The sequence below is a fragment of the Roseibium sp. QJM3NY_11 genome (genome assembly GCF_056173175.1).
The window spans coordinates 4,914,768-4,930,717 of sequence record NZ_CM149660.1; the positions used below are offsets into that span (position 1 = coordinate 4,914,768).

Annotated in this window: 13 protein-coding genes and 1 pseudogene; 8 read left to right on the forward strand and 6 right to left on the reverse strand. The window is 61.4% G+C overall.

From position 1 onward, the window contains the following. Positions 1-47: 47 nt before the first annotated feature. The 5 genes from AC0VX3_RS22505 to AC0VX3_RS22525 form a co-directional block, all read right to left on the reverse strand. On the reverse strand, positions 48-797 hold the full coding sequence (locus tag AC0VX3_RS22505; protein WP_348144997.1) for a F0F1 ATP synthase subunit A: 750 nt from the start codon (positions 795-797) through the stop codon (positions 48-50). Positions 798-851: 54 nt separating this feature from the next. Beyond that, entirely contained in the window at positions 852-1,238 is a 387-nt protein-coding gene (locus AC0VX3_RS22510) for an AtpZ/AtpI family protein (RefSeq protein ID WP_475522387.1), read from the reverse strand. A gap of 225 nt (positions 1,239-1,463) precedes the next feature. Continuing rightward, complete coding sequence (smc, locus tag AC0VX3_RS22515; protein ID WP_475522388.1) at positions 1,464-4,922, reverse strand: chromosome segregation protein SMC; 3,459 nt, start codon at positions 4,920-4,922, stop codon at positions 1,464-1,466. Positions 4,923-5,018: 96 nt separating this feature from the next. Continuing rightward, on the reverse strand, positions 5,019-5,654 hold the full coding sequence (locus tag AC0VX3_RS22520) for a thioredoxin domain-containing protein (RefSeq protein ID WP_475522389.1): 636 nt from the start codon (positions 5,652-5,654) through the stop codon (positions 5,019-5,021). Between the two features lie 237 nt (positions 5,655-5,891). Next, the gene (locus AC0VX3_RS22525; RefSeq protein WP_475522390.1) at positions 5,892-6,389 is read right to left on the reverse strand and encodes a DUF721 domain-containing protein; all 498 of its coding nucleotides are present in this window, start codon (positions 6,387-6,389) and stop codon (positions 5,892-5,894) included. Between the two features lie 233 nt (positions 6,390-6,622). Here AC0VX3_RS22525 and mutY point away from each other — a divergent pair, with 233 nt between their 5' ends. The 3 genes from mutY (at position 6,623) to bfr (ending at position 9,274) form a co-directional block, all read left to right on the forward strand. Further along, entirely contained in the window at positions 6,623-7,699 is a 1,077-nt protein-coding gene (gene mutY, locus AC0VX3_RS22530) for an A/G-specific adenine glycosylase (protein ID WP_475522391.1), read from the forward strand. A gap of 347 nt (positions 7,700-8,046) precedes the next feature. After that, positions 8,047-8,529 carry a fasciclin domain-containing protein gene (locus AC0VX3_RS22535; RefSeq protein ID WP_475522392.1) on the forward strand — a complete coding sequence of 161 codons (483 nt, stop codon included), beginning with the start codon at positions 8,047-8,049 and terminating at the stop codon, positions 8,527-8,529. A gap of 259 nt (positions 8,530-8,788) precedes the next feature. Next, entirely contained in the window at positions 8,789-9,274 is a 486-nt protein-coding gene (gene bfr / locus AC0VX3_RS22540; protein ID WP_342890966.1) for a bacterioferritin, read from the forward strand. Positions 9,275-9,389: 115 nt separating this feature from the next. Here bfr and AC0VX3_RS22545 read toward each other — a convergent pair whose 3' ends face one another. Next, complete coding sequence (locus AC0VX3_RS22545) at positions 9,390-10,898, reverse strand: AMP nucleosidase (RefSeq protein WP_475522393.1); 1,509 nt, start codon at positions 10,896-10,898, stop codon at positions 9,390-9,392. A 207-nt stretch (positions 10,899-11,105) separates the two neighbouring features. On the opposite strand from AC0VX3_RS22545, the pseudogene AC0VX3_RS22550 reads away from it, so the two are divergent. The 5 genes and pseudogenes from AC0VX3_RS22550 to AC0VX3_RS22570 all read left to right on the forward strand — a co-directional run bounded on the left by AC0VX3_RS22550 (position 11,106) and on the right by AC0VX3_RS22570 (position 15,734). Beyond that, a pseudogene (locus tag AC0VX3_RS22550) lies at positions 11,106-11,907 on the forward strand (transporter substrate-binding domain-containing protein). 126 nt (positions 11,908-12,033) lie between these two features. Further along, positions 12,034-12,840, forward strand: a complete 807-nt coding sequence (locus tag AC0VX3_RS22555) for an amino acid ABC transporter permease (RefSeq protein WP_475522394.1) — start codon at positions 12,034-12,036, stop codon at positions 12,838-12,840. Between the two features lie 111 nt (positions 12,841-12,951). Then, on the forward strand, positions 12,952-13,722 hold the full coding sequence (locus AC0VX3_RS22560; protein WP_475522395.1) for a substrate-binding periplasmic protein: 771 nt from the start codon (positions 12,952-12,954) through the stop codon (positions 13,720-13,722). Positions 13,723-13,776: 54 nt separating this feature from the next. Beyond that, the gene (locus AC0VX3_RS22565) at positions 13,777-14,463 is read left to right on the forward strand and encodes a DNA-3-methyladenine glycosylase I (RefSeq protein WP_475522396.1); all 687 of its coding nucleotides are present in this window, start codon (positions 13,777-13,779) and stop codon (positions 14,461-14,463) included. Between the two features lie 131 nt (positions 14,464-14,594). Beyond that, positions 14,595-15,734 carry a site-specific DNA-methyltransferase gene (locus tag AC0VX3_RS22570; RefSeq protein WP_342890972.1) on the forward strand — a complete coding sequence of 380 codons (1,140 nt, stop codon included), beginning with the start codon at positions 14,595-14,597 and terminating at the stop codon, positions 15,732-15,734. Positions 15,735-15,950 lie beyond the last annotated feature (216 nt).

The window sequence follows — 15,950 nt, forward strand, 5'->3', positions numbered from 1 at the left end:
TGCAGATTTCTCACGCGCGGCGCGAAGGCCGTGTGATTGGGTAACCCTTAGTGTGTGGGATGAATGGCGTCGTTCAGATACATGCAGGTCAGGACCGTGAAGACATAGGCCTGCAGGAACGCAACCAGGAATTCCAGCGCCGTGAGGGCAACTGTCATCCCAAGGGGAATAATGGCTCCGAACACGCCAACCGCGCCCATGGCGCTGAGGCTGACGATGAACCCGGAGAAGACCTTCAGCGTGATGTGACCGGCCAGCATGTTCGCGAACAGACGAACGGACAGACTGATCGGACGCGACAGGAACGAGATCACCTCGATCAGGGTCACCAGCGGGATCAGGAAGGCAGGGACGCCGCTGGGAACGAACAGCTTGAGAAAACTCATGCCGTTGCGCATGAAGCCGTAGACGATCACGGTGAGGATCACCAGCATCGCGAGCGCGAAGGTCACGATGATGTGGCTGGTGATGGTGAAGAAATACGGGAACATCCCGAAGAGGTTGGCCACAAGCACGAACATGAAGAGCGAGAACACCAGCGGGAAGAAACGCATCCCGTCCGTTCCCGCTGCGCTTCGCAATGTGCCTGCGACGAATTCATACGCCATTTCCGACACCGACTGCAGACGGGACGGGACAAGCCCGCGACCGCTGGTCGAGAAGATCAGAAACGCGGACGTTGCTGCCACGGTCAAAACCATGAACAGCGAAGAATTGGTGAAAGAGAAATCCATTCCCCCGACTTCAATCGGAAAGATATTCTGGATTTGGAACTGATGGATCGGATCGTTCGCCACCGGCCAGCCTTCTTCGCTCGTTCATGATCACAACGCCCAAGGGCGCGACAAATTCTAGTCCGGCCTGTCGTTCTGAACGTCAGTATCGGGCTGGTTTCTCGGGTCAGGATGCTCGACGACACCCGCCGAACGCAAGACATTCAAGATACCGGCCACGAAGCCCAGCAACAGGAAGACAATCAGCCCGAAGGGTGATGTTCCCAACCACTGGTCGGCAACCCAACCGATCCCGGCCCCCACCAGAACGCCCGCAATAAACTCCGAAGAGAGCTTCATTGCCTGCGCATATCCGGATGAGCTGCTTGTCGACTTCCGTGCGGCTTTTTCTTCCACCACCCGCCGGTCGTCAAGCTTCCGGTTCAATTGAGCCCGCCGTTCCGACAGACCTGCTTCCGGGGTTCCGACTGTCCGATCTTCCTTATCGCCGTTTTGCGAAGACATATTCACTAGTCCTCTTGCCGCGCCGACATGTCAGATCCAACAACAGGGGAGCCCCTTGAGCCGCGCGCACCATAGTCGGCGCCTCATGTCGTGTCAAGGAGCCTAAAACAAGTTATATCTGATTGAAAATAAACATCTTTTTCAGTCCAAACTGATTCTGCGAGACCTAAGTTGCATAAGGTTTTTGCGGCCGTGCCGCGCCGGATGTGTTCCCGGACTGCCGGGCTAGGCGGTTTCCCGGAATCGCTCCGCCGTTTCCAGATCCACCGAAACAAGCTGGGAAACGCCGCGTTCCGCCATCGTCACCCCGAACAGGCGGTTCATGCGCGCCATGGTGATCGGATTGTGCGTGATCACCACGAAGCGGGTTTCCGTGCTCGAGGTCATTTCATCCAGCAGATCGCAGTAGCGTTCCACATTTGCGTCGTCGAGCGGTGCATCGACCTCGTCGAGAACGCATATCGGCGCCGGATTCGTCAGGAATACCGCGAAAATCAGCGACATGGCGGTAAGCGCCTGTTCGCCGCCAGAAAGCAGCGTCATGGTCTGCGGCTTCTTGCCCGGCGGGCGGGCGATGATTTCCAGACCGGCGTCGAGCGGATCATCGGAATCGACCAATTGCAGTTCCGCCGTGCCGCCGCCGAACAAATGTGTGAACAGCCGCTGGAAATGGCCGTTGACGACCTCGAATGAAGCCAGCAGGCGTTCCCGCGCTTCCCGGTTGAGGTTGGAGATGCCGGTGCGCAGACGCCGAATCGCCTCGATCAGATCGTCACGCTCGGAGGTGAGCGTCGATTTCTGCTCGTCGATTTCGCGCAGTTCCTCCTCCGCTCTCAGGTTGACGCCGCCGAGGCGCTCGCGCTCGGCCTTGAGCCGCTCCAGCTTGCGTTCCATCGCCTCCGGATCGGGCAGCGGCGCGCCTTCCCTGAGGCCGGCGATCTCCGGCAGGGCCGTGACCGCGACTTCCAGATCCTCGTCGATGCGCCGTTCCAGATTGCCCTTGCGGTCGCGCGCCGCTTCCAGGCGCTCTTCCGCCCGAATTTTTTCCTCGCGCGCGCCGGACATGGCCTCCAGTGCCGCCTTGGCCGCCCGGTCGACATCGGCAAGGTCGAATTCAGCCTGCTGCAGGCGGTCGTCCTTTGCCTTTTTCTCTTCCTCCGCCCTGGCGATGGCGGAGAACAGGTCGCGGCGCTTGATCTCGATGTCTTCGGGTGCCTCGATCAGTTCCGCGCGTTCTTCCTCGGCCTCCTCGCGGCGCTCCCTGAGCACCTCGATCTGCTGCGAGGCATTGGCGGCCCGGGTCTTCCAGCCGTCATATTCGCGGGCAATCGCCTCCAGGCGCCGGTCGCGCATCTGCTGTTCGCGCGTCAGTCCCTCCGACACGGCGCGTGCTTCGGCAAGGACACCACGGGCCGTGTCCACCCGGACCTGGAGGTCCTCGATCCGGGCGCGATAGCTTGAGGCGTCCGGCGCGTCTTCCAGGCTGGCTTCGGCTTCGGCAAGCTGCTCGCGGGCCAGTTCCGTTTCCTCGCTGAGGCGCTGCGCACGCTCCTGCGCCGCTTCCTTGCGGGTGGCCAGTTGGGAGACCGCCCGTTCGGCGGCGGCAAGCGCCTCGCGCGCCGCGGCTGCCTGGCGCTGGCCGTCACGCACCTTGCCCCGAGCAGTCTGTTCCTGTTCTTCCGCCTGGCGAACCTCGCCGGCTGCCGTTTCCAGCGCCTCCTGAAGCTCCTGCAGCAGGCGCCGGGCAACATCGATTTCGTCGCCGAGTTCGGCCAGCCGGTTTTTCTGGGACAGTCTCTGGGCCGCCGGCGTCGGCGCATTGGCCGCGACCACGAAGCCGTCCCAGCGCCAGAGGTCTCCCTCGCGCGACACCAGACGCTGGCCGGGCTTCAGCGCCGCGCGCAGAGCCGGACCGGCCGCCTGATCGACAATGCCGATCTGCCGCAGCCGCCGGCCAAGCTCGGCGGGGGCCTCGACCACATCGGCAAGGCTGCGCACACCGTCCGGCAGGGCCGGATCGGGGTCATGCGCCAGCGCGGCTCCCCATTTCACCGCGGCGGCCTCTTCCAGCGATGCATCCAGGTCCTCGCCCAGCGCGGCGCCGAGCGCGGTCTCGAAGCCCTGATCGACCCGCATCTTTTCGACCACGGGCGTGTGATCCCGGTCCGCGTTGGCATTCAGGACCTGGTCCAGGGTGCGCGCCTCGGTCTCATATCCCTGCAGGGTCTGCTGCGCCGCGCTCACCGGACCGCGCGCGGCCTGCTCCCGTTCGCGCGCTTCGCGCGTTGCCGTTTCCGCGTCCTCAACGGCCGCCTCGGCTTCAGCAAGCGCCTCGCCGGCAAGCTCCAGTGCCTCGCGCTTGTCGGCGACACCGTCGTGTTCCGCCATCCGCTCGTCGAGATCGGCCAGGGCCTGCCGGGCCTCCTGCGCCTGGGCAACAAGCCGGTCGGCCCGCTGGCGGCTGTCCTGAACCGCTTTTTCCCACTGACGCCGCTCTGCGGCGGCGCGCGCTTCGGCTGCGGTCAGTTCGGACAGGCCGGATTCGAGGTCACGCACCGCTTCTTCCGCCTCGGCGACCTTTTCCCGCGCGCTGCCGGTGCGTTCCTGCACCATCTCGTTTTCTTCCAGAAGCTCGGCGCGCTCTTCCGAAAGGCGCTCCAGCACCTCGTCGTTTTCCGAGACCATCGACTGTTCGCGGCGAATGTCCTCGGCCAGTTGCGCCAGCCGCCGCTCCAGGTCCTGCAACCGCTCCTTCACACGCCGCTCCTCGGCGTCCAGTTCGTTGCGCGCGATCACCAGACGCTGGAGAGCGGCTCCGGCCCGGGCCGCCTCGTCCCTGAGTTCGGGCAGCTTGTGCGCGGCGATCGCCTGAATACGGGCGCTCTCGGCCTGCAAGGCGGTCGCCTCGTTGACCTGCTTCTGGGCATCCGCGAAATGCGTCTCCGCCGCCCCGAGCGCGTCGCGGGCTTCCGTCCAGCGGATATAGAGAATAGATGCTTCCGCCGCGCGTATTTCGGAGGACAGGTTCCGGTATCTGGTCGCCTGCCGCGTCTGGCGCTTCAGATTGTCGAGCTGGCTGTCGATCTGAACCAGCACGTCCTCGAGCCGTTCCAGGTTCTGCTCGGCCGCACGCAGGCGGATCTCGGCCTCGTGGCGGCGCGAGTGCAGGCCGGAGATCCCCGCCGCCTCTTCCAGAATCTGACGCCGGGAGGTCGGTTTGGCCGCAATCAGCTCGCCGATCTGGCCCTGACGCACCATGGCGGGCGAGCGGGCGCCGGTCGAGGCATCGGCAAACAGAAGCTGGACGTTGCGCGCGCGCGCATCCCGGGCATTGATCTTGTAGTTGGAGCCCTGCTCACGCTCGATCCGTCGGCTGACTTCCAGAAGATCGGCGTCATTGAAGACGGACGGGGCGGTGCGGTCCTGGTTTTCCAGAAAGAGCGTGACTTCCGCGGTGTTGCGCGAGGGGCGGTTGAGACTGCCCGAGAAAATCACGTCGTCCATGCCGGAGGCGCGCATGTTCTTGTAGGAATTCTCGCCCATGACCCAGCGCAGGGCCTCGACGAGATTGGACTTGCCGCACCCGTTCGGCCCGACCACCCCGGTCAGGCCGTCGCCGATGATGAATTCCATCGGTTCGACGAAGGACTTGAAGCCGACGATACGGAGTTTGGAGAACTTCATCGGTGCCCGGCCCTCCAGGGCTGCCGGGGTTCGGACACCGAGTTTTTCAGGGAAAGATCAGGGCAACCCTTCAGGAGCCGCGGATAATCCGCGGCTTCACAGGTTCTCCTCGATGATCTTGCCCATCTCTTCAATCGAAAGCGCCCCCGAGTGCTTTTCGCCATTGATGAAGAATGTCGGTGTCGAGCTCACCCCGAACTCGTTCGCACCACGGTCCTTGACAGCATTTACTGCGTCCAGCATCCCCTGGTTTGTCAAGCATTCCTCAAAGGTCTCTTGTGTAAATCCGATCTGCTTGGAAAAGTCGAGCAGGGATTGGTACGGATTGTCGCCGAATGCCCAGGTCCGCTGGTTTTCGAACATGGTATCCACAATCTCGAAATACTTGTCGGCCGGTGCGCAGCGCGCCAGCATGAAGGCCGCGGCAGCGACCGGATCCAGCGGAAACTCGCGGAAGATAAATCGGACCTTGCCGGTGTCGATAAACTGCTCTTTCAGTTCCGGCCAGGTGCGCTTGTGAAAATTGGCGCAATGCCCGCACGTCATGGAAGCGTATTCGACAATGGCCACCGGGGCGTTTTCGTCACCAAGGATCTTGTCGCCAAGAGGACCCGGCTTCAGAAGCTCGTCCAGATCAACGGACTGGGCAAATGCCGCCAGGGGCATTGTGAGGCTGAGTGCGGCGGTCGCCAGGGCGGTGGTCTTTAGAAACTGTCTACGGGTCTGGGTCACAAATTCGTCCTGTCACATTTTAAGCGCTGTACCTTGCCCAGTTTGCACTGCCAGGCGCGAATACCGGGATCTCATGTGCCCTTTCCGACACATGGCGTCAACAGAGCTTATCAAATGTGGCGGGAGCGAGGACGATGCAATTCGGCGTATCACAGTGTTGTTATTAATCGGGGTTGTTATCGCCCGGCGGTGTTGTTGATCGGGACTTCAGGCGGCCGCCGATGTCAGGCAGGCTGCTCAGGCGGCCTTGTCGCCGTTACGGGCGATCACCTGAGTTCCCAGCTTTTTCAGGGCATCGCGCAGGCGCTCGTTCTGAACACCCTCGAGATTCTGGTCAAGCCGGTCCTGTTCGCTCGTGGTCAGCTCCCGCAGTTGCCGTTTCGGGGCGGCGGGTTTCACTTTTACCGGCTTTTGCAGGATCTTGATGCGGCCGACGGCCTGCCAGCCGTAGAAGGTGTTGATGCGTTCGATCACCTGCGCAGTTTCGTGGGACAGCAGCAGCGCGGTCGCGCCATCGGTATGGACGACAAGGATCGCCGGTTCCGGAGGCGTCTCGGGATCGGTGCGGTCAGGCCGGCGCGGCCAGATCAGGCGATCGGGCTGAACCCGGGCGCCATAGCGCTCCCCGACAATGTCGGCCCAGGCGGCGATGATGTCGACCGAGGCAAATCCACGCTTCCGGCAGGCAGGCGTCATCGCCTTGCCGACGAGATCGGAAAGTCGTTTTGCCCCCATCTGCGGGCGCACGGAATTTGCCTTTGCAGCGCTTATGTCCTACCTCCCCCTTCAATCCGCACGGCCCGAACGGCCGGCCAGATTCCGGAATGGCCTGATGTGTCCCAATAGAATACGACAGAATGACGACGAATACTTTCATGAAGCTCGGCGGAACGCGGTGCTTCCCAAGTTGTCCCCAGCCTATCCAACGCTTCGCTGCTTGAATTCACAAGACCTGCACCGCTGATCTCATGACGACTGTTTCGCACTCCCGATCGCTGCTCGACTGGTACGACAGGCATGCCCGGCGCCTGCCATGGCGCGTCAGCCCGCAAGACCGGAACCTCGGCGAAGTTCCCGATCCCTACCGGATCTGGCTGTCCGAGGTCATGCTGCAGCAGACGACCGTCGCGGCAGTGAAGGACTATTTCGAAAAGTTCATCCGCCTGTGGCCCGCCGTGGAAGATCTTGCCATGGCCGACGAAGAAGACGTGATGAAGGCCTGGGCCGGTCTCGGCTACTACTCGCGGGCGCGCAATCTGAAAAAATGTGCCGAAACGGTCGCCAGGGAACATGACGGACGCTTTCCCGAGACGGAAGACGCGCTGATGGGTCTGCCCGGCATCGGCCCCTACACCGCAGCGGCGATCGCGACCATCGCGTTCGACCGGCATGCGGCCGTGGTCGACGGCAATGTCGAGCGGGTTGTTTCGCGCATGTTCCTGATCGAAACACCCCTTCCCGAGGCCAAGCCCGAAATCAGGGCCCGGATGGGCGAACTCACACCGCACGCACGGCCCGGAGATTTTGCCCAGGCCGTCATGGATCTCGGCGCCACCATCTGCACGCCCAGGCGGCCTGCCTGCGGGCTGTGCCCCTGGCGGGAAAACTGCGCGGCCCAGCCTACGAACCTCGCCGAGACCCTGCCCCGCAAGGCGCCGAAAAAGAAAAAGCCGACCCGCTTCGGGGCTGCCTTCGTCGCCATCGATGAAAAGTCTGGGGCGGTCTTGCTGCGCCGGCGCCCGCCCGAGGGCCTGCTCGGCGGCATGACGGAAGTTCCCGGAACGGAATGGGCCGCGGACTTTGCAGGCGAAGCGGCTCTTGATCTGGCCCCCTTCCCCGCCGACTGGACGCGCCGGCCGGGTGAGGTGAAACACACGTTCACCCATTTTCATCTTCGCCTGGCCGTCTACCGGGCCGACCTGACACTTGCCAGGCCGCCCGAGGGCGGCTGGTGGTCCGCGCGGACAGAGCTTCGCGACGAAGCTCTCCCGACTGTGATGCGCAAGGTTCTCGCGATGGCACTGGCCGCCGATCAGGGTTCGTGAGCCTGATGCACGGTCTCCTTCCGCAATGTGGCGGAATACTTTGCAATCGCCGCCACCGGTGGCTTGTTCCGGCGCGCGAACAGCGTTGGGCTGCTTGAACGACCGGCAGGCGCGTTCTGCAGCGGCTATCAACACCCATTTTCATTTTACGTCCGGTCGCGGCAAACGATCCGGCGCCAAACCCGATTGCTGTTAAAAATCGGAAAAGAGTTTTTCCTCATCCACACCGTGCGGTCCGCCGTACCTCAATCACGACAGACATTTGAACTGAAGCCCTGAGATACCCCGGAGAATGCGTTTCCGGGAACGACTTCTTTGTGTCTGCGTGAACCGAGTGGGAGTATGAAATGAAACTGATTCAGAACATCGTCATGGCGTTGCTTGTCATTCTACCTCTGTCCGCCGCAAGGGCCGCCGACAGGGACATTGTTGACACGGCAGTCGAAGCCGGCTCGTTCAACACGCTGGTTGCCGCCGTTCAGGCCGCCGGTCTCGTCGAGACCCTGAAAGGCGACGGCCCCTTCACCGTGTTCGCGCCGACGGACGAGGCCTTCGCCAATCTTCCGGAAGGCACGGTCGAGAACCTGCTGAAACCGGAAAACAAGGACCAACTGGTGGCCGTGCTCACCTATCACGTGATCCCTGGCAAGGTGATGGCCGCCGATATCGCCGGCAAGAAAGCCTCGGTCGCCACCGTTCAGGGCAGTGAGGTCTCCATCGACGCGACCAATGGCGTCAAGGTCGATGGCGCCACGGTGATATCAGCGGATGTGGACGCATCCAACGGTGTGATCCATGTGATTGACGCGGTCATCCTTCCGAAGTCCTGAGGTTCTCTTCGAACCCGTTTCAGCCGTGACATGTGACGGCAAGCGGCGCGGCCTTTCGAGGCCGCGCCGCCTATTGCGACTTGCTCGCAAAAACTCTTTTTTCTGAAGGCGTTGCGGCATTGCCAATCCCGCTGGAAAACGCGCCGGCCAGGCTATTTTTTTGAAAATTTTTGCACGCCATGACTGGACAAGAGCATCGGAATGATCCTAATGTGTCTTTTAGAATAATTCTAAATTAGCGGCTTTCAGGAGAACTGCCATGAAGGGAAATCAAAAGGTTATCGATTGTCTGAACGAGGCCCTTTTTCTGGAGCTCGGCGCAATCAACCAGTACTGGCTGCATTACCGTCTCCTGAACGACTGGGGCTACGCGCGCCTGGCCAAGAAGGAGCGTGAAGAGTCGATCGAGGAAATGCAGCACGCGGACAAGATTACCGACCGCATCATCTTCCTCGAAGGTCATCCGAACATGCAGAAGCTGGCACCGCTTCGGATCGGCCAGAACATCAAGGAAGTGCTGGAATGCGATCTTGCCGGCGAATATGACGCCCGCACGGCTTATGCCAAGTCCCGCGAAGTCTGTCGCGAGGAAGGCGACTATGTCTCCATGCACCTGTTCGAGGAGCTGCTGACGGACGAGGAAGGTCATATCGACTTCCTGGAAACGCAGCTCGAGCTTCTGGAAAAGATCGGCGTCGAGCGCTACGGCCTTTTGAACGCCGTCCCGGCCGACGAAGCGGAATAAGGTTACTTCAGGCCCCATCACCCTGTTCAGCCGCCGGTGCAAGAAACAGCACCGGCGGCTTTTTTTATTCAGCTGCACAGCTTCCGCTGACTTCAGGATGCACTTCGCACCGGGGTCACTGAAACGCGGTTTCCGCAAAGCTCCTGAGCTTGCGTGAATGCAGCCGTTCCGCTGTCATCGCGCGCATCTTCTCCATCGCCCTGATGCCGATTTCCAGATGCTGGGCGACCTGGCGCGTGTAGAAATCCGTGGCCATGCCCGGAAGCTTCAGTTCGCCGTGCAGCGGCTTGTCCGACACGCACAGGAGCGTTCCGTAAGGCACACGGAAGCGGAACCCGTTGGCTGCGATTGTGGCCGACTCCATGTCCAGCGCGATCGCGCGGGATTGGGAAAAGCGCTTGACCAGCTCCGGCTGGTTCCAGAGTTCCCAGTTGCGGTTGTCGAGAGACACCACGGTGCCCGTGCGCATGACCCGCTTCAGTTCATACCCGTCAATGCCGGTGATCTCGGCAACGGCATCTTCCAGCGCGACCTGAACCTCGGCCAGCGGCGGAATCGGCACCCAGATCGGCAAATCCTTGTCGAGCACGCTGTCCTCGCGCACATAGCCGTGGGCGAGCACATAGTCGCCGAGCGTCTGGCTGTTCCTGAGGCCGGCGCAGTGACCGAGCATCAGCCAGACATGCGGGCGCAGGACAGCAATGTGGTCGGTGATGGTCTTGGCGTTGGAGGGACCGACGCCGATATTGACCATGGTGATGCCGCTGCCGTCCGCCCGTTTCAGGTGGTAGGCCGGCATCTGCGGCAATTTGGCCGGTTCCTCGCCGCTGCCGGGTTCGCTCTGCCCGGCCTCTATGACGAGATTGCCCGGCGACACGAACGCCTCGTAGCCGCTTTGCGGATCGGCGAGCAACTGATGGGACATGCGGCAGAATTCATCGATGTAAAACTGGTAGTTCGTGAAAAGCACGTAATTCTGGAAATGCTCGGCCCGGGTCGCGGTGTAGTGCTGCAGCCTGTGCAAGGAATAGTCGATCCGCGGCGCGGTGAAGGAGGCCAGCGGCATGACGCCGTCAAGCGGCTCATGGGTGCCGTTGGCGATGGAATCGTCCATCACGGTCAGATCGGGCAGATCGAACATGTCCGCCAGCGGCCGATCCAGTTTGGCGGCGGCCGCCCCGCCTTCCACGTGGGTGCCGTCGTAAAACGCGAAATGCAGCGGGATCGGCATGTCGCTGTCGCCGATCAGCAGCGGCACGTCATGGTTCTTCATCAGGAGAGACAGCTGTGCGAGCAGATAGTGGCGAAACAGGTCCGGGCGCGTCACCGTGGTGGCATGGGTGCCCGGCCTTGAGACAAAGCCGTAGGACAACCGGCTGTCGAGGCGTATGTGACTGTCGGTGATGATCCGGACCTGCGGATAAAACGCGCGGACCCGTCCCTCGATCGGCTTGCCGTCGAGCAGATCCTGAAACCGGGCACGCAGGAACGCGGTATTGGCTTCGAAGATCTCGACCAGACGATCGACCGCCTGCCCGGCATCGCTGAACACTTCAAGCGGATGCGACGGGGCAAGCCGGACACGGCGCGCGGGCTGCTGAAAAACATTGGGGGTTCCGGACATTCAGCCTCTCCTTATTGTTGTGGGCTCACAGTCCCGCCAAGTCTCCGCCGGGTCAATAGATGTCAGACAGGTTTGTGAAATTTTTTGCGTCACTAGAAAAAATCTTCAGCCGCAATTCATCTGTTGCCTCGTCGACCTTTCCCAACGTCCGGTGAACCGGTAAGCTCCGGCCACGAACCTAGCGGAAATTCGACCGGGAGTTATTTCATGAAAAATCCGATCCTGACCCTTGCGATCGCCGTCGCCGCCCTGACAGGCGCGGGCGCCGGTGTCCTTGCCGGCGACCTTCCGGATCTCGGCGGCCGCGAGATTGTCGTGGCCTCCGAAAACACCTATCCGCCGCTGCAGTTCGTCGATCCGAACACAGGCAAGGCGATCGGCTGGGAATATGACGCGATCGCCGAAATCGCCGCGCGCCTGAACGCAAAGGTGACCTATCAGAACACCAGCTGGGACGCCATGATCCCGGCGGTGTCCGCCGGTGAATACGACCTGGCCATGAACGGCATTACCATCCGCGCAGACCGCGCCGAAAAGGTCGCATTCTCCGCCCCTTACATGCGCTCTGAAATGTTCATGCTGGTGCGCGCCGAGGAAGACCGCTTCACCGACGCCAAGGGTTTTGCCGCCGACCCGGATTTCCTCGCAGCGGCGCAGCCGGGCACGACACCGTTCTATGTCACCGTCTATGAAGTGCTGGATGGCGACGAGGCCAATCCACGGATCAAGCTGTTCGAAACCTTCGGGGCGGCCGTGCAGGCTCTGAAGGTCGGGGACGTTCGATCTGGTTCTGACCGACAGCACCGGCGGCAAGGGCTATGTCGCCACCAATCCGGACACGTTCAAGCTGATCGGCGCGCCGATGGGCTCCGAGGATTTCGGTTTCATCTTCCCGAAAGGCTCCGATCTCATCGACCCGTTCAATGCCGCAATCGCTTCGATGCGGGCAGACGGCACGCTCGACGCGCTCAACCAGACATGGTTCTTCGACTACAAGATCGGCAAATAGATCCCTGCCGCCGCCTTCGGGTGGCGGGTTTCCATAGTCATGGCCGGTATCCGGGCCCTCGTCCGGAGACCGGCCATTTTCATTGCCGCCGCCGAAGTCCCTTCCCCGCGAACCTCAAGTCAGCTCATGATCTCACGCAAAAATCCGTCAGGCACACCGCGACCGGACTTTCCGTACTGGCTGCTGCTTGCGGTTGGAATAGCGGTGTTTCTGCTTTTCCGGATCGCGACCGACGACATCTACAGCCAGGTCATGGCGACCGTGTCCCGCGGTGTCGGGCTGACGGTCCTGGTGACACTCGTGGCGTTTTTGCTGGCTTCGCTGCTGGGGCTTGCCCTTGCGCTTGCGTCGCTTTCCGGATCCCTTGTCCTGCGTCAGACCGCCCGGTTCTATGTCGAGATCGTGCGCGGCCTGCCGATCATCGTGCTGCTGCTCTACATTGCCTTCGTCGCAACCCTGTTGCTGGTGGCAGGTGTCAACGCCGTCCTGGAACCCATGGGGCTGGACCCGGTGCGCAGCCGGGACTTCCCCCTGCTCTGGCGCGCGGTGCTCGCATTGACAATCGGCTATTCGGCCTTCATCGCCGAAGTGTTCCGGGCCGGCATCCAGGCTGTCGACAGGGGTCAGATCGAGGCCGCCGAGGCGCTCGGCATGAACCGATGGCTGCGGTTCCGGCTGATCGTTTTCCCGCAGGCTCTGAAAACCATCCTGCCCCCGCTCGGCAATGATTTCATCGCGCTGATCAAGGACAGCTCCCTGGTTTCCGTTCTCGGTGTGGCCGACATCACCCAGCTCGGAAAGATCTATGCAGCCGGCTCGTTCCGCTATTTCGAGACCTATAATGTCGTCGCACTGATCTATCTGATGATGACCGTCACGCTGTCGCTGGCCCTGAGGCGGTTCGAGAGGTCCGGCCCGCCCCGATCCCGTTAGAGGCCGCTCAAGGGAGGCAACTGGCCGGTCGCCCCCTCGCCGGCGCCTGCTTGCCGAACCGTGTATTTGCCCATAGGCTGCAATTCTAAGTAAGTATCAGGAGATGCAAGCGTGCGCCGGATCATCGCAGGATGGGTCATGGCATGTCTGTTCGCCGGAAACGCTCTTGCCAGCGACGTCGTGACCGCCTGCGGCCATGACGATTATCCTCCCTGGAACTGGCGCAGCGGCGACAAGATTGTCGGGGTCTGCGCGGAAATCACCAGCACGGTGTTCGCCCGGCTGGGGCTGGAGGTGTCTCTCGACTATGCCGGCCCCTGGAATCGCTGCCAGAAATATGTCGAAAGCGGCAGGATCGACGTCAATATCTGCGCCTTCGTGAACGACACCCGCAAAGGCTATTCGACGTTCGCCGGGCGGCCCATGGGCATCAACGAGATCTCGATCTTCGTGCGCAAGGGCGAGGAATTCGCGTTCACCACCCTTCGGGACCTGTCCGGCAAGCGGGCCATCATGCTCGACGGCGTCAGCATCGGCCAGGGCAATGATGTCTTTCTGGAGGCCAACACCATGCTGTACAGGATGGAAAACCGTCTCCAGGCCTTCCGTTTCCTGGAGGCCGGCCGCGCGGACTTCTTCGTGACCGGCAAGCAGATCGGCCTGCTGCAGCGCGACCTGCATCATTTTGAAGACAGGATCACGGTGTTGCCCAGGCCGGTCGTGCAGGGTCCGCTGTACATTTCCGTTTCGAAGAAATCGCCTTTTTCCGGGTATCTGGACCAGATCGACGACATTCTGGCGGAGCCGGGTTACATGCAGATGGTCGAGAACCTGCTGGAGAAATACAAGCAGATCTATCTTGATGAAAACAGGACGCCTTGAGATACGGTCCCTTGCAACAGGGTTCACAGGCCGTGCCGGAAAAGACCCGTAGTCATGCGACCTTTTGAAGAGATCGAGGCCGTTTCCGCGGCGCGCAAGGGAGGAGCGGATCGGCTCAGCGCGCTGCTGGCCGAACACGATCCGCCCAAGTCCGCGGCCGAACTGGAACGGATCGGCGACGACCGATGGCTGTCGATGTTCACAAGATGCGTGTTCCGGGCCGGTTTCAGCTGGAAGGTGATCGACCGGAAATGGCCCGGATTCGAGGAAGCCTTCGAAGGGTTTGACGTCGCCCGCCTTGCCTTCCTTCCCGACGAAGCCTTCGAGGCACTCCTGAAAGACACCCGCATCGTCCGCAATGGCGCCAAGATCAGGTCGGTTCAGCAGAACGCCATTTTCCTGAAGGACCTTGCGGCCGGGCATGGCAGCGCCGCGCGGTTTTTCGCCCGGTATCCGGTCACGGACCAGATCGGTCTGATGGACCTCCTGAAGAAGCGCGGCAGCCGCCTCGGCGGACTTGCCGGACAAATCTCCCTGCGTTTCATGGGAAAGGAGAGTTTCGTGCTCTCGAGCGACTTGGTTAATGCGCTGATCGTTGAAAATGTCATTGAGAATGCCGCTATGTCGAAAAAAAACCTCAGGGCGATTCAGGCAGCCTTTAACGAATGGAACGCAACTTCCGGTCGTTCCCTGAATGAAATCAGCAGAATTCTGGCCTTTTCGGTCGGGACACCTCATTAACTTCTCATTCAGCTTTTACCAATGTAAACAAAGCATTGATTCAACGGTAATTTTTGTTTTCAGCGCTTAACGCCTGATTTACCAAACCCGGTAACCATGACACTCTAAATTGCGTGAGGTATTGCGTCGCAATGAGTGTACTGCGTACCGGGGTGTCCTTCGCGGCACCCCGTAAAACCCAAAATCCGGAAGCTTCCGCTTCCTGGCTGAACACGATCCTGAAGGGCGACTGCGTGGCCGCCCTTGAGAAACTGCCGTCCCGGTCTGTCGACCTGGTGTTCGCGGACCCGCCCTACAACCTTCAGTTGGGCGGCGACCTGCACCGGCCGGACCAGTCGAAGGTTGACGCCTGCGACGACCACTGGGACCAGTTCGAGAGCTTTCAGGCCTATGACGCCTTCACCAAGGCGTGGTTGCTGGCAATCCGCCGGGTGATGAAACCCGACGGCTCGCTGTATGTGATCGGCTCCTATCACAACATCTTCCGCGTCGGCGCGATCCTGCAGGATCTCGGCTTCTGGATCATGAACGACATCGTCTGGCTGAAGTCCAATCCGATGCCGAACTTTCGTGGCAAGCGCTTCACCAATGCGCATGAAACCATGATCTGGGCGACGAAGTCGAAGGATGCCAAGCCGACCTTCAACTACGATGCGCTGAAGACCTTCAACGAAGACCTTCAGATGCGCTCCGACTGGCACCTGCCGCTGTGCACGGGGACGGAACGCCTGAAGGACAAGCAGGGCCAGAAGGTACATCCGACCCAGAAGCCGGAGTCTCTGCTCTACCGGGTGCTGACGGCCTCCTCCAAGCCCGGCGACGTGGTCCTTGACCCGTTCTTCGGCACCGGCACCACCGGCGCTGTCGCCAAGAGACTGGGCCGCAACTTTGTCGGCGTGGAGCGCGAGCAGGACTATATCGATGCCGCAACCGCGCGCATCGAAGCGATCGAGCCCGGCGATGCGCAGGCCCTGGAGATGCATCAGGGCAAACGCGCCCTGAAACGCATCCCGTTCGGCACCCTTCTGGAAAGCGGGCTGTTGAAAGCGGGCACCGAACTGTCCTGTTCCAAGGGCAAGCATCTGGCCATCGTGCGCGCGGACGGATCGCTCAAGTCAGGCGACCACACCGGCTCGATCCACAAGGTCGGTGCGCTGGTCCAGGGGCAGGAAGCCTGCAACGGCTGGACCTTCTGGCACATAAGGGACGGGGCCAAGGCCGCGCCCATCGACGAACTCCGCAAGGAGATCAGATCCCGTCTGCAGGCATAAGCAGGCGTCTCCAAGAAGCGACATTCGCATTCCCCGCGAAACAAACTTCAGCCCCGTCTCCCAGAAAAGGAGGCGGGGTTTTTCTTGTGGGCAATACGCCGGGCGCGCATCGCTTGCATTCTGCTGCCGTTGCCGACATCCTTCCGGGCCTGTCAGGCGTTCTCGGGAGGAACGGATCGAAGGCAGGCTGCCATCTGGTGCGGCAGCCGGCCCAAG

Coding starts and splice junctions, on each gene's coding strand:
- AC0VX3_RS22510 (WP_475522387.1), bottom strand. CDS start 1,238: ATGTCTTCGCAAAACGGCGATAAGGAAGATCGGACAGTCGGAACCCCG.
- smc (WP_475522388.1), bottom strand. CDS start 4,922: ATGAAGTTCTCCAAACTCCGTATCGTCGGCTTCAAGTCCTTCGTCGAA.
- AC0VX3_RS22525 (WP_475522390.1), bottom strand. CDS start 6,389: ATGGGGGCAAAACGACTTTCCGATCTCGTCGGCAAGGCGATGACGCCT.
- mutY (WP_475522391.1), top strand. CDS start 6,623: ATGACGACTGTTTCGCACTCCCGATCGCTGCTCGACTGGTACGACAGG.
- AC0VX3_RS22535 (WP_475522392.1), top strand. CDS start 8,047: ATGAAACTGATTCAGAACATCGTCATGGCGTTGCTTGTCATTCTACCT.
- bfr (WP_342890966.1), top strand. CDS start 8,789: ATGAAGGGAAATCAAAAGGTTATCGATTGTCTGAACGAGGCCCTTTTT.
- AC0VX3_RS22545 (WP_475522393.1), bottom strand. CDS start 10,898: ATGTCCGGAACCCCCAATGTTTTTCAGCAGCCCGCGCGCCGTGTCCGG.
- AC0VX3_RS22555 (WP_475522394.1), top strand. CDS start 12,034: ATGATCTCACGCAAAAATCCGTCAGGCACACCGCGACCGGACTTTCCG.
- AC0VX3_RS22565 (WP_475522396.1), top strand. CDS start 13,777: ATGCGACCTTTTGAAGAGATCGAGGCCGTTTCCGCGGCGCGCAAGGGA.
- AC0VX3_RS22570 (WP_342890972.1), top strand. CDS start 14,595: ATGAGTGTACTGCGTACCGGGGTGTCCTTCGCGGCACCCCGTAAAACC.